Raw genomic sequence first — 12896 nt, forward strand, 5'->3', positions numbered from 1 at the left:
GCCACTTTGCCCGGCGGGAATCGCGGCTTACCCCGGAATTCGCACCGGTCGCCCCCGATTCCTTCAGGTTTCCGGCCGTTCCGGCGCAGGATGCCTGCGGAGGTGTTCCATGCGTTCTGTTGCCATCCTCGGTCTGCTCGCGGCGTCGCCCCTGCTCTTCGCGCAGGCGCCCGCCCTCGTCCTTCCCGACGCCAGCCCCCTGGCCGAAGTCAGCCAGAAGGTGGGGGTGACGGATATTGCGGTGACCTACCACCGCCCGGCGGTGAACGGGCGGAAGGTCTGGGGCGGCCTGGTGCCCTACGACAAGGTCTGGCGCGCCGGGGCCAACGAAAACACCGTCGTCACCTTCTCGACCCCCGTCCAGGTCGGCGGAACCACGCTGCCCGCGGGCCGCTACGGGATCCACATGCTGCCCACGGCCGCGGAATGGACCGTGATCTTCAGCAGCCAGTCGCACGCCTGGGGCAGTTTCAGTTACGACCCCAAGGAGGATGTGGCCCGCGTGAAGACGACGCCCGTGGCCACCGAACCCACCGAGCGGCTCGCCTACACCTTCGATGATCCCAGCGATCATGACGTCGTCCTCTCCCTGCGTTGGGAGAAGCTGCGGGTGCCCATCAAGGTCGAGGTGGACACCAAGCCCCTGGTGGTCGCCAGCCTGCGGGATCAGCTCCGTGGCCTGCCGCGCTTCTTCGCGGAAGGCTGGAGCGGCGCGGCCGGGTGGTGCGTCCGCAACAACGTGAACCTGGACGAGGCCCAGACCTGGGTCGACCGCTCCCTGGGCATGCATGAATCCTATGCGGGCCTGCGCATCAAGGCCGCGCTGATCGAGAAGAAGGGGGATGCCAAGACGGCTGAGGCGCTGCGGGCAAAGGCCCTGACGATCGCCACAGAAGCCGAGATCAACCAGCAGGGCTACATGCTGCTGGGCCAGAACAAGGTGGACGAGGCCATCGCACTCTTCCAGCGGAACGTGAGGGAGCATCCCGATTCCTGGAACGTCTACGACAGCCTTGCCGAGGCCTATGGCATCAAGGGCGACAAGGCCCAGGCCCTCGCGAACTACCGCAAAGCCTTCGACAAGGTGAAGCAGGAGGATCAGCGCGCCCGCATCCAGGGAGAGCTGGACCGGCTCAAGTAGGGCGGACCACTCAGGATGATTCGGAGGCGGACTTACGCTTGAGTGATGGCTTGAGTGATGGATGGGTAGGCCCTTGCCGCTTGTCGGGATCCAGACCTTCGACGATCCAGGCCAGGGCCATCTTTTCAAAATCGGTGGTGGTCGCGCTGAGGTAACGCTCCCATTCATAGATTCCGGTTTCCTTGGCGATGGCCTTGAATTGCAGGGTGAGGAGCATGGAATCCAGGATCACGGCGGAACGCAGCATGCCTGCGGCCTTGTAGTGTCTCTGGCCTTCACTCATGAGGGCCCGGCTCTCGTCGGACAGGAGTTTCAGACCGCGCATGTCCACCAGGACACCGAAGGCTTTGGGAGCCTGGGCGAGGGCCGCTTGAGACGCGCTTACCCAGGCGGCCATTTCCTCCTTCGAGATCAGACCTGACAAGGTGATTCGAAAACCATGGGGCTGCCGCGCGATCTGATACACGGGAACTCCAAGCTCCTGTTCAGCCTTCGGCCAGGCCGGACTCCGTCTGTGGGGAGCGCAGACCCGGCTCGGGTGAGGACTGCGTGAAGGGTGCGGCGACGACGTCTTCGGTGAACACCTGCCACAGGTTATATCCAATGATCAGGCATGTGAGAGGGATGAGGTAGAGGGCCATGGATGCTCGATGAGGAGAGATGAGGCGACACATTCGGAGTCTTCCATCAGGGCCAAGTGGAAGCTCGTCCGTCCATGTGTGGGGAGGATACGATGGTTGTGTGGTGCACGGGATCGATGCGCAGAGCCACCAGGTCACCCACCCTGAGGGAGATGGCCCGATGGGTTGTGACGGGGAGAGCGTGGGGACTTCGCGTCTCCAACCTCGTCATGGACACCGATCCGCTCTTGCCGCTCTGGAGGGTGTGCATCACAAGGCGTTGCAGGCCGCACTTGGAGCAGGGGCGAAGGTCGGGGCTTTCGTCCGGTTCGTGGACGCGCTCACAGTCGATGACGTCGTCGAGGCGGCGACCCAGAAGCCACGCCCACTCGGCATGGAGGAGGTCGCAGGCCAACTGGTTCGCGGCCCTGATCCGCAGATCCTGATCAATGGCCAGCAGCACGTGCGGCAGTTCTTCCACCAGGGCCAGAAGTTCCATTCCCTGGCCGCGCTCGAGATCGCGAAGGCAGGTGAGGCAGATGCCGTGGCTGGTCGAATCCTGCGGGTGCCGCAGGGTGGAAAGCTCACCCAGCTCCGCATTGCACCATGCGCAGATGTGTTTCACAGAAGCCCTTTCTATGTCGAAACCGGGTGTGAAGGACTGGGAAAAGGCACCCTCGAAATGGGCTGAGGGTGCCTTTTCACGCCTTGATTCCTGCTATTGCAGCGTTCCGGTGAAGACGCCGTGGACGGGCGTCGTTCCCGTGGTCCTGGGGGTTTCACCACCGAACATCGTTCCCATGTAGGTCTGGTTGCCGGAAGCGTCTGACCCGTAGGAGAAGATCATGTTGTCCCAGTTGAAGGTGACCGCGAAGACCTTGCCACTCCGGTCTCGCACGATGCTGGACCCACCACTGGTGAACATCATCTGGCTCATGACGGATCGAGGCTCAGCCTGCCAATCGGCATCCGCGAAGTACCCGGTGAGCTTTCCGTAGGTCGAGGCGTTGGCCGGGTTTGTGTCCACGGTCCACGCGCTCCAGAACGTCATCCACAACATCTGGTCATTCGCATAGGTGTTGTAGAGGTGGTCCACGCCAGGCAGGGCCGAGAAGGCCAGGCTGTGGTAGCCATCCACCTGCCCAGGAACCAGATAGGCACCGTAGGCATCGGGCACGGATTCATTGACGCTCTTGTGAGTCAGGTCGCCGGTGGAGGGATCGACGAGGTAGATGTCGATGGCCGCGTTGGTGGAGGTCATCGGGTCTGAACCCGGCCAGTTGAAGTCGGTGCTCCGGGTGAAAAGCATGGTTCCGGCACGGTCGAACACCAGGCTGGTGGGGTTGTAGATCGTCGTGGGGCCGAGGTTGTTGTTGACGCCCGTGGCGTATTTCGGGGAGGCGTCGGTTCCGGCGGCCGTGAGGGCGCCCGTGGTGGCGTCGATTGCATAGGGCTTGATGACGCTGTGTACGGAGTCCGTGGCATAGAGGAACTTGCCGGAGGGATGAATGACGATATCCCCCTGTCCGCGACCGCCCGCGACAACCTGCTGGATCTGGGCCGCCGCAGCCGTGAGAGCCCCGGTGCTGCCGTCGATGTTGAGGACGGCGATGCCTTCGGCGCAGCCCACGTAGAGGCGCGTGCCATCCGGTGTGCTCGCGGAGCAGTAGGGCGCGGTGAAGCCTGCGGGGAGCGCAAAGGGAGAGCCGGTGATGGCAGTCAGGACACCCGTGGTGGCGTTGGCCGTATAGGCGCTGATGGTGCCATCGGTGTTGTTGGCCACGTAGAAGTATTTCTCGTCGAGGGTGGTGGCGATGTGGATGGCGCCATTTCCAGCGGCGATGGGGCTCCCCACCGCTTCGCCGATCAGGGCGTTGGCGGGGGTGGTGCTGCCGTCGTCGTACATGTAGCCCGTCATGGCATTGCCCGAGAGCGGAGACGCGGCATTCACCGGGTACTGGTAGATGTCGTTGCTGCCGTTGTTCACCACGTAGTACCACTTGGGCGTATAGGTCTTGACCGTCACGGGAATGGAGGTAGGCGTGGTCACGCCGCCCACCGTCACGTTGAGGGTGTAGGTGATGTGGCCCGTGGGATAGGTGGTGAGGTCGGGGAAGACGGTCGAGCTGGTCGTACCCAGGACGTTGACGGGCGTGGTGCCATCCGTGATCACGGCCGCAGTGGCGCCGGCGCTGAAGGTGTAGGTGAAGGTGACGCCCTCACCATTGGTGATGGCCGTCCGGCTGGCGTTGAAGGTCGGAACGAGGGGCGTGACCGTCAGAGTTGCAGCGGCGCTGGTGGCATTGGGCTGGGTGCCGTTGCTGACCACGCAGGTGTAGCTGGAGCCGTCATCGGCGAGCGCGACCGCGGGCGTGGTGTAGCTGGCGCTGTTCCCCCCCACGGGAGCGTTGCCCTTGTACCACTGATAGCTCAGGGTTCCGGGTCCCTTGGCCGTGACATTGAAGGTGGCCGTCTGGCCTTCCATGACCGATCGGTTGACCGGCTGAGCCGTGATGCCAGGAGAGAGCTGCACCACGACCGTCGCCACGCTGGTCGTCACGGTCGCGGGGACCGAGGTCAGGGTGTTGGTCACGTCGCAGGTGTAGTCGCCGGCATCGCCGGCGGCGAGGCTCAGGACCGTGTAGGTCTTCAGTGTGGCCCCGGGAATGGCGGTGCCGTTCTTCTTCCACTGGTAGCTTTCGCTGCCCGTGAAGGTCGCGGTGACACCCAGATTCAACTGGTCGCCGGGGAAGAAGGTTCCGCCCACGGGCTGGGCGGTGATGATGGGGAGTCCCACCACGGTGATCTCGGCAGGGTTGCTGGTGGTGGTGGCCGTGGTCCCGTTGAGCGAACTGGTGATGGTGCAGGTGTAGCTGCCGGCATCCGTCGTTGCGAGTGAGGGAAGGGTGAAGGTGGGGGCGTTGGTTCCGACTGCGGTAGCACCCTTGTTCCACTGGTAGCTGAGGGTGCTGCCGGTGGCGTGCGTGGGGGTTCCCACGGAAAGGTTCAGGGGCTGCGTAGCCGCGATGGTGGCGTTCGCCGGCTGTGAAGCAGGCGCGATGGCCACGTAGTTCACGTGGAGGGTGGCCACGCTGCTGGAGGTGGTGCCGCCCACATTGGTCACATCCACATGGATGGCCGTTCCGTCATTGGAGGCGATGGTCGGATCGGTGGTGTAGGTGGCGCTGGTGGCAGAGGCCTCCTGGGCGGGCGTGTTCCCCTTGAACCACTGGTACGAGGCCGCATTGCTGGCGACGACGCTGAAGGTGGCCGCATTTCCTGCGACGACGGTTCGATCGGCAGGTTGCGTGGTGATGGCTGGAGCCGGGGTGATCACGGTCAGCGTTTTGGGGGTGGTGGTGGCGGAGGTGGTGGTCGTGCCCAGGGTGCTGGTCACCACGCAGGTGTAGCTGCCGCTGTCCGAGGCGCTGGCGCTGGTGAGCGGGAAGGTGGCGTTGGTGGCCCCGTTGATGGCGGAGCCGGCCTTTTGCCACTGGTAGGTCAGGGTGCCGCTGCCGGAGGCGGCCACCGTGAAGGAGGCCGGTTGCCCCACCGTCACGGAGGCGTCCACCGGCTGGGTGGTGATGCTCACGTAATTCACATGCAGCGTGGCATTGGTGCTGGTGACAGCCCCGCCCGCATTGGTCACCGTTACGGCGAACACGGCATTGTTGTCGGTCACCGCGGTGGCGGCGGTGGTGTAGGTGGCGGAAGTGCCATTGGAGGAAATGGCCGTTCCGCCCTTGGTCCACTGGTAGGTGGGCGAGCCCGTGGCAACCACCGAGAAGGTTGCAGGGTTGCCGACGACGACGGTGGCGTCCGCGGGCTGGGAGGTGATGGTCGGAGCCGGGGGGGGCGGGGCGGGCTTGCTTCCGCCGCCACCGCATGCCGCCAGGGCGGCCAGGACCAGGCCTGTTCCCGTACCCGTGAGCAGCCGCGTGGTGAGGGGTCTCCAGCCTATGTCATAGAGCATGGAAGGTGGTTTGGGGGTCATGAGCTCTCCTGTTATGTGAAGACCGGGCAAGGCCCGGAGGGAGGGGGAAGAACAAATTCGACGAAAACGTCAATGTCTAAAAAAATTCATTTAATTTTAAATATTGTTAAAATATAAATAAATATTTTCAAAAATCGACATTTTGATAATGAATTTGAAGTAGTTCTTACCCAGCTCTGCCGGTGACAAAGTGATCGGGTGCTGTTTTTTGCTGGTTACTGAGAAGGGGGAATGGGTTCGAGTCTAAGTGATTGAGCCGCTATTGGGCTTTAAGCGTTCCAACCGAGATCTGGATATCCTCCAGGCGGAATTTGTTGAGAACATCTGTCCAATCCACATTAGGTATGGTGGGGATGACGCCAATGTCCTCGGGAATGATTCGGGCCCGGACCAGGTTCAGGGGAATGGTCGTACCTGAGGGAAGGGCTGCGGTGGCGGCGCCGAAATCAATGCCGATCTGGCATAGGGGCGCGGTGAGGGGCTGGGCAGGCTGGGCCCGGTCCTTCTGGAAGATGCCCACCGTGAGCAGCTTTCCGGCGTTCTTGGTGCCGCCGATCAGGATCACCGGCTCATAGAAATTGGGGTATTTGGTGCTATAGAGGTTGGGGGTCGCCAGCTTGAGCTGAAAGACGCCCGTGTCCTTCAGGTAGGTGCCGTCGGCATATTTGTGGAACTGGACGGATCCGTCGGAAGCCAGGTTGAAACCCACACCCCGGGCCTTGAGGCCGGCCGGGCCCACGAGGTTGAGCACCAGGTGGGTGGGGCTGCTGGAGGCGTCCTTCACCAGGGCCCATCCGGAGGTGGAGGGGTTCGTGTAGGCCAGGCCGATCGCGGCTGCGGCGGTGGCAGCCGGCGCCTCGGGAGGGGGTGTGTAGGCGCCGCCGCAGCCCGTGAAGGATCCGACAAACACCAGAAGCATCAATGGCGTGAGAATGGAATAAATGCGCATGGATGCTCCTTAATTGCCGAAGGCCGACTTGAAGGCCGCGAGGTTCCACTGGAGCTCGCCCTCGCCGATGCCCGGGAAGCCAACCATGAGGTGGGCGTTGACGCTCAGATAGACGTCGAAAGGGACCTCGTAGGCCAGGGCCAACATGCCGTAGTCCAGCGCGTCGTTGCTGCCGTCCCCGTCGAAATCGCAGGAGAACACCAGGACCATGCCCTGGGCCCACTGCTTGGGATCCGCCTTGCTCTTGGCCTGCACGCTGTAGACGTTGAGTGTGGAATCGCGGAGCGGCGACAGGAAGACGCCCTCAGGGGAGATCTGCCCTTGAACGCCACCGCCCAAATCCCAGTAGCCGGAGCCGTTGAAGGGGGCCGGGTTGTTGGTCCAGACGACGCCCGTATCCGAGGTGCCGGAGATGTTCACTTTCAATTGGCTGGGTTCCCCGAGGGGGACGATGGGGTATCGGCTGCCTCGAGGATTGGGCTCGAAGGGACCGTTAATGCCCAGATCGCTGTTGTCCGGGAAGTTCTTCATGTCGAACCAGACCCGCACGGGATCGGGCTTCCCATAGGCGCCGCCAATGTTGGCGGCAGCAAAGGCGTTGGTGGTGGCGATCACTTCCGCGCTGCCGGTTCCGTAGAGATCCGTCGCGGCCTTGATGCAGGCCACGCGCATGCCGAGGCAGCTGATTTCGGCGCTGGTGATGTCTTCCGTGAGGGCCTTGAACAGAACCTTGGCCGTCTTTTCAAGCCCGATGCCCGTCATACCCTGGGGCAGGTACTCGCTGTAGGCGGAACTGCTGGAATCGGAGGACGCGAATTCGGACATGAAGAAGAAGGCGCGATCCATGGGGCCCTCCCCATAATCAGGCCACTCATTGCCCAGAAAGCTGAGGCCGTCATGCCATCCATCGGGGGAGATGCCATCCAGGCTGGGCTGGAACATCGATGTCGCATAGCCACCATTGGCGTAGTTCTGCCCGATGGTGTAGGTGGGCATGATGACCCGCCGCTGGATCCCATGGAGGCTGCCCAGGCTCATGAAGGCCTGGCTCATGAGGTTGGCGAATCCACGCTGGACGATCTTTCCTTCAGAGATGCTGGAACTGCTCTGCCCCTGCAGGGTCCACTCCCAAAGCATGTCGCCCAGGGCCTGACCGATGAGGGTGGGTTCGGCGGCGGAGAGGACGCCATAATCCGGCAGGCCCGAGCCACAGGTGAAGCGGAACGAGGGTAGGGTTATTTGAAGGTGGGTGACTGGGTCGACACGCCATTGATCGAAGGTTTCGTGAATGACTTGGCCAAGGTAGTACCGGTCATTGACGACAGCGGTCATGGCCGTGTCCTGGCCATCCAGTCCCTTGCGGTTGAAGGCGTACTTCATGAACTCATAGGCGTTGGTCATGCCGTTCATGGCTTCGGCCGCCGCGGTCTGGCCGGATACCGAGTAGGCGCCGTGGGCTTTGGTCGCATCCGCGCTGGCCACGAAGTCGGTGCCATCGCCCCAGATGTTGTCCGTGAACGGTACGCCAGTGGTGGCGGGAACACCCGTCACGAGGTTCGCAGCGACGCCGGCGGCCGGGGTTTCGGAGCCGGAGATGGCATCCATGGTGTAGGGTGTGAAGACATCCGCCTGGTCCGTGACCACCAGGTTGCCGGAAGGGCGCTGGGTGTTGAGCTGGTAGTGGCCGAACTGGTCGTAGTACCCCATCCGGTCCTGGACGAAGTAGTTGGCGTGGCTGCCTCGGGTGGTGTCCAGTAGGCCGTAGCCTTTCAAGGCCGGGTCGTAGGTGGTGGGAATGGCCATCTGACCGCTGTACATCGTCCGGCCATACCCGATCGCCGGGATCAGGGTGGTGGATGGCGATCCGGGGACCACGGAAGTCTGTGCGGCTTCTGGCGAGATGACGCTGGCCGAAGCGTGCGTGATCGGCGCGGCTGAACCCGTGATGCCGTGAAAGCCCTTGGCGTAGCTGAAGGGATTCTTGATGCCGGGGCCCGTGGCTTTTCGATCCAGGATGGCGCCCGTATCGGCATCCATCATCACGGTGAGGGTGGTGTTGGGAGCACCGTCGCTGCCCAGCAGATCGCAGACGATGCGGTAGCCCCGCACGTGGGCCGTGAGGGGCTGATAGGCCTCGGCGCTGCGTAGGGGATCCACCGCGAAGAAACCGCTGGCGGGATCCTTGGCCAGGACCATCTCTCCCATGAGTCGCGTGGGGAAGATGATGGGTTCCACGGTGGGTGCATGTCCGAACCCGACGGTGGGAGACAGCTTGGCACCGAGGATGTCCAGGGCCTGGGCGGGGCTCAGCTGGGCTTGGCCGGAAGGGAGGCTGATGCCCTTGGACAACGCGGAGACGGAGATGGACATGGTCCCCTCCGGGCTGACCTTCACCACGACCGAGGATCCCTGGACCCGCGTTCCCTGATGAATCTGGTCGAAGCGCGCCACGCACTCGCCCTGGGTGTTGGTGAGGGAATGCCGCAGGACGAATTCATCGTCGCCGCCGAGCCCCAGGCTGGACGCCTGGCTCTTCAGATAGGCCGCGGCCTGGGCGGCCCGGGCGGTTTCCTGCTGGTTGAGGACTTCGAGCTGGGCCGCCGGCAGTTCGGGGAGGGCCTGGGCGCAAAGCGTCGCCCCGGCCAGCATCATGGCCAACGCAGTGGCTGGATAGCGCATGCGAAACATCACGGAAACTCCTGCAGTGGATCGGAGAAAAGGGAACGGGATTCGGGCGGCCTACTTGGTCGTCAGGGTTCCCACCGAGATCTGGACGGGGACGAGGGATGCGCTGTAGTAGTACGCCACGCTGTTCCAGTCGGCGTTGGGGTCCGTGGGGTCCGCGGGCATGTCGCCGATGAAGGCGGGGATGGCCTTGGCCTTGGTGATGGTCAGCGGAATCACGGTGCCCGGAGGAAGGGCGGCGGTCTTGGCGGGATCGAAATCGATGGCGATCTGGCACACCGCCTGGCCCAGATCCTGGGCCGGCCAGTACCGATCCTTCTGGAAGATGCCCACCGTGAGGAGGGTGCCGTTCTTCTTCACGCCACCTGCCAGAAGCGTGGGTTCCACGGGGTAGTTGGCGAAGGTGCTCTGCAGCTTGAAGACGCCGGTGTCACGGACATAGCCCGCCGCGCTCAGTTTGGCGAAGGCGACGGTGCCATCGGACTGGAGGTTGAATCCAATGCCCCGTCCCTTGGTGCCCACGGGTCCGATCACATCCAGGATGAGATGGGTATCCGAGGAGGCGAGGTTCTTCTGGAGGATCCATCCGGATCCGCTGGGATCCTGGTAGGTGAAGCCGGACGAAGCCGGTGCGGCTTGGGGCCCGGGGGCCGTGGCGGCTCCGCCGCAGGCCAGGAGCAGGACGAGGGACGCCGCCGGAAGGAAGGACTGACAGATCGTTCTCATGCGCATGGAATGTCCTTACTGGGCGAAGGCGTTCTGGAAGGCTTCGTTGAAGGCCTGGAGCGTGTAGTCGTCGAAGGAATACCCGACGTAGTCGCCGGTGTTGTAGTCGGCCCAGAGCAGCCCCACGGGCTCGCCGCCAGGGTTCAGGTAGTACGAGACGTTGCCGGGCAGGCCGTAGCTGAGGGCGAAGGCCCCCATGTCCACGGCATCCTGCTCGCCATCACCATCGGCATCTAGGTGGGCGACGAGGGTGGGGAGGAAACCGAATTCGAGGGGGTCGGCCTTGCTGGTGGCCTGCACCATGCAGAATTTCGGCCCCTGAAGCGGCGCACGGTAGGTTCCATCGGCATCGAAGGATCCATTGGAGGCAGAGGGCCCCACGGGCTCAGAGCTGCCGTAGATGCCATCGTTGGGATAAGGGAAGGCCAGCATGGGCCACCCGGTGGACCAGGTCACGGAGGTGTCCGCCGCATGGCTCACGTTCACGCGAAGCTTGGTGCGCTCGCCCATGGGAACGATGGGCACGTAGTAGTAGGTGGGATCGAATCCATAGGGAGAGCCGCTGTACGAGCCCGTCGGCAGGCCGATGTTTCCCAGAGGAGAGGAAGGGTCCACGAGGTCCCTGGGGAACGTCACGAGAGGGCGCCCCTGACCGTTTGCGGCGGCCCCCACGTTGACGGCGGCCAGCGCGTTCTGCACGGCCGCGAGCTGGGGCGAGGTGGCGCCGTAGAGATCGGTGGCGGCGGCGATCAGCGGATCGCGCATGGTGAGGATCCCCGTGGAGGGAGTCATGTATTCGGACACAGCCTTGTACCAGATGCGGGCGGCGGCATCGATGCCGATGCCACTCATGCCCTGCGGCAGGTAGGGGCTGTAGTCGTTCTTGGTGCTGTCTGCGCCGGCGCCCATGCTCAGGAAGTAGAAGCAGCGGTTGGGCACGCCCATGCTGTAGTGGCCGTCCAGCTGGTTGATGCCGGAATACCAGGAATTGGGGCTGTAGCCATCCAGCGAAGGCTTGACCATGGAGCGCAGACCCTGGCCTGAAGCCGAGATTTCAGGGGCGATCACCCAGTCCGCCTTGCCCTCGGGAATCTTGTCCAGGGGGTCGGTGGCCGCGCGCTTGGAGTAGGCTTCCACGCACATGCCCATGATGTCGGAGTTGGCTTCGTTGAGCCCCATGCCTTCGCCGTAGTAGTGGACCGCGGCGGTGAAGTGCATCTCGCCGTGGCTCATCTCGTGGCCGCCGATGGTGATGGAGGTGAACTCCTTGAAGGCGTTTGGGTCCGTGCTCCCCTGGTACCAGTTGCCGTCACCGTAGTGCATCATCAGGTCCACGTAGGAGAAGTGGGCGTTGACGATGGAACCCAGGTTGTCGTGGACCACGGAGATCATGGACGTGTTCTGGCCATCCAGCCCCAGGCGGCCCAGGACGTTCTTGTACATGTCATAGGTGACCTGCATGGCGGAGTGGGCGCCCACGGCGGCCGTCTGCCCGTTGGCGTCCCCGTAATGGAATTCGGCTTCCGTCTTGGGGTAGCGGCTCGGGGAGTAGTTGATGAACGGCGCGTACGGCGAGTTGTAGTTCAATCCGTCGCCCCACTCGTTGGTGGGAGATCCGGCGCCGGTGGTGCCGTTGGCGCTCCAACTCGTGTCGCTCATCGAATAGGTGTTGTAGTTCGAGGCCCAGAAATAGGGGAAGACGTAGTCGTCGAGGGGAGGCTGGAAGCCGTGGTACTCGGAGGCATCCCAGAACCAGGTCTGGTTGCCCACGGTTTGGAACACGGGGTGGGGCTGGGTGGCGCGGGTGATGTCCACCAGGTCATAGCCCGTGCCCAGGGGGGACTGGATGGTGTCGAGGCTCACGAGTCCGCGGTACTGGTCGTGTCCCCAACCCTTGGCAGCCACGGGTGTCGCGCTGGCGACGAGGGGGCTCGTGATCATGGTCGCCGCACGGGGAGCCTGGAAGGAGGCCTGGGTGCTGACATGGGGCACGCTGGACCGGAGGCGTGCCATGGCCGCGTAGTCCATGGGTTTGCGAGAGATGGGGCGCTGGGCGGTGAGGCCGGCCATGTCATCCCACTTGCGCAGCACCTGGCCGGAATTCGCATCCACGATGAAGTGCATCTCCCGGTAGCCGTCCTTGTCATTGCGGAGGACGGCGTCGACCTGGTAGGCCCAGACATAGGCGCTGGTGGGCTTGGGGCCCACGAGGCTGCCCTCGCGATCAAGGCGCGGGGCGCCGGTCTTGGCATCGGCGGCCAGTTTGAACCCATGGGCGAAGACGGTGGGGAAGATGACGCGCTCGGCCTTGGGCTGACCGGCGTAGTCGCCCTGGGGGGCCAGGTTGCGATGGGCGGCGAGGATGGCGTCCTGGTCGGTGAGTTTCACCTGATCGGCGAAACCCAGGCCGGGAGCCACGTCGTGGGCCATGAGCGTCACCGTGCCTTCGGGATCGACCCGCACGGTCAGAGAGGTGCCGTAGACTCGGTATCCCAGGTGGGTCTGTTCGTAACGGCAGATGGTCTGCCCCTGCGCGTTGGTGATGACATTCACTTCCCGGAGCTGGTCCTGTGGCCCCAGGCCCAGGTTCTGGCTGTTCAGGAAGGCCGAGGCTTGCGCGACGCGCTGCGGCTGCAGCGCTCGATTCGCCTCTACCTGCTGAGCGGAGAGAACGGGGTGGACGATCTGGGCTTCGCCCGAGGCCTGCGCAAGGAAGAGGGCCAGGGCTGGAACGAGGGGTCTGACCTTGAAACGCATTGTTACTCCCAAGGAATGGAATGC

The 12896-nt window shown here is 63.6% G+C and carries 9 protein-coding genes; 1 reads left to right on the forward strand and 8 read right to left on the reverse strand.

Going from position 1 to position 12896, the window contains the following annotated elements:
• Window positions 1-109: 109 nt before the first annotated feature.
• Window positions 110-1141 carry a DUF2911 domain-containing protein gene (locus QSJ34_RS15520; protein WP_285576948.1) on the forward strand — a complete coding sequence of 344 codons (1032 nt, stop codon included), beginning with the start codon at window positions 110-112 and terminating at the stop codon, window positions 1139-1141.
• A 10-nt stretch (window positions 1142-1151) separates the two neighbouring features.
• Here QSJ34_RS15520 and QSJ34_RS15525 read toward each other — a convergent pair whose 3' ends face one another.
• The 8 genes from QSJ34_RS15525 to QSJ34_RS15560 all read right to left on the reverse strand — a co-directional run bounded on the left by QSJ34_RS15525 (window position 1152) and on the right by QSJ34_RS15560 (window position 12872).
• Complete coding sequence (locus QSJ34_RS15525; RefSeq protein ID WP_285576950.1) at window positions 1152-1538, reverse strand: hypothetical protein; 387 nt, start codon at window positions 1536-1538, stop codon at window positions 1152-1154.
• 88 nt (window positions 1539-1626) lie between these two features.
• Window positions 1627-1782: a hypothetical protein gene (locus tag QSJ34_RS15530; protein ID WP_285576952.1), complete on the reverse strand. Its 156-nt coding sequence runs from the start codon at window positions 1780-1782 to the stop codon at window positions 1627-1629.
• A 46-nt stretch (window positions 1783-1828) separates the two neighbouring features.
• Window positions 1829-2386, reverse strand: a complete 558-nt coding sequence (locus QSJ34_RS15535; protein WP_285576954.1) for a nitrogen regulation protein NR(II) — start codon at window positions 2384-2386, stop codon at window positions 1829-1831.
• Between the two features lie 93 nt (window positions 2387-2479).
• Window positions 2480-5755, reverse strand: a complete 3276-nt coding sequence (locus QSJ34_RS15540) for an immunoglobulin domain-containing protein (RefSeq protein WP_285576956.1) — start codon at window positions 5753-5755, stop codon at window positions 2480-2482.
• A 259-nt stretch (window positions 5756-6014) separates the two neighbouring features.
• Window positions 6015-6704 carry a hypothetical protein gene (locus QSJ34_RS15545; RefSeq protein ID WP_285576958.1) on the reverse strand — a complete coding sequence of 230 codons (690 nt, stop codon included), beginning with the start codon at window positions 6702-6704 and terminating at the stop codon, window positions 6015-6017.
• Window positions 6705-6713: 9 nt separating this feature from the next.
• The gene (locus QSJ34_RS15550; RefSeq protein ID WP_285577292.1) at window positions 6714-9392 is read right to left on the reverse strand and encodes a M4 family metallopeptidase; all 2679 of its coding nucleotides are present in this window, start codon (window positions 9390-9392) and stop codon (window positions 6714-6716) included.
• 51 nt (window positions 9393-9443) lie between these two features.
• A complete protein-coding gene (locus tag QSJ34_RS15555) occupies window positions 9444-10121 on the reverse strand; it encodes a hypothetical protein (protein WP_285576961.1) in 678 nt (225 codons plus the stop codon).
• 9 nt (window positions 10122-10130) lie between these two features.
• Window positions 10131-12872 carry a M4 family metallopeptidase gene (locus tag QSJ34_RS15560; protein WP_285576963.1) on the reverse strand — a complete coding sequence of 914 codons (2742 nt, stop codon included), beginning with the start codon at window positions 12870-12872 and terminating at the stop codon, window positions 10131-10133.
• Window positions 12873-12896 lie beyond the last annotated feature (24 nt).

The organism is Geothrix limicola, assembly GCF_030268085.1.
GTDB lineage: Bacteria > Acidobacteriota > Holophagae > Holophagales > Holophagaceae > Geothrix > Geothrix limicola.

What these genes read in the sequence shown, in the direction of transcription:
- QSJ34_RS15525 (WP_285576950.1), bottom strand. Translation starts at nt 1,538, where the DNA reads ATGGCCGCCTGGGTAAGCGCGTCTCAAGCGGCCCTCGCCCAGGCTCCC.
- QSJ34_RS15560 (WP_285576963.1), bottom strand. Translation starts at nt 12,872, where the DNA reads ATGCGTTTCAAGGTCAGACCCCTCGTTCCAGCCCTGGCCCTCTTCCTT.
- QSJ34_RS15545 (WP_285576958.1), bottom strand. Translation starts at nt 6,704, where the DNA reads ATGCGCATTTATTCCATTCTCACGCCATTGATGCTTCTGGTGTTTGTC.
- QSJ34_RS15555 (WP_285576961.1), bottom strand. Translation starts at nt 10,121, where the DNA reads ATGCGCATGAGAACGATCTGTCAGTCCTTCCTTCCGGCGGCGTCCCTC.
- QSJ34_RS15520 (WP_285576948.1), top strand. Translation starts at nt 110, where the DNA reads ATGCGTTCTGTTGCCATCCTCGGTCTGCTCGCGGCGTCGCCCCTGCTC.
- QSJ34_RS15530 (WP_285576952.1), bottom strand. Translation starts at nt 1,782, where the DNA reads ATGGCCCTCTACCTCATCCCTCTCACATGCCTGATCATTGGATATAAC.
- QSJ34_RS15550 (WP_285577292.1), bottom strand. Translation starts at nt 9,392, where the DNA reads ATGTTTCGCATGCGCTATCCAGCCACTGCGTTGGCCATGATGCTGGCC.
- QSJ34_RS15540 (WP_285576956.1), bottom strand. Translation starts at nt 5,755, where the DNA reads ATGACCCCCAAACCACCTTCCATGCTCTATGACATAGGCTGGAGACCC.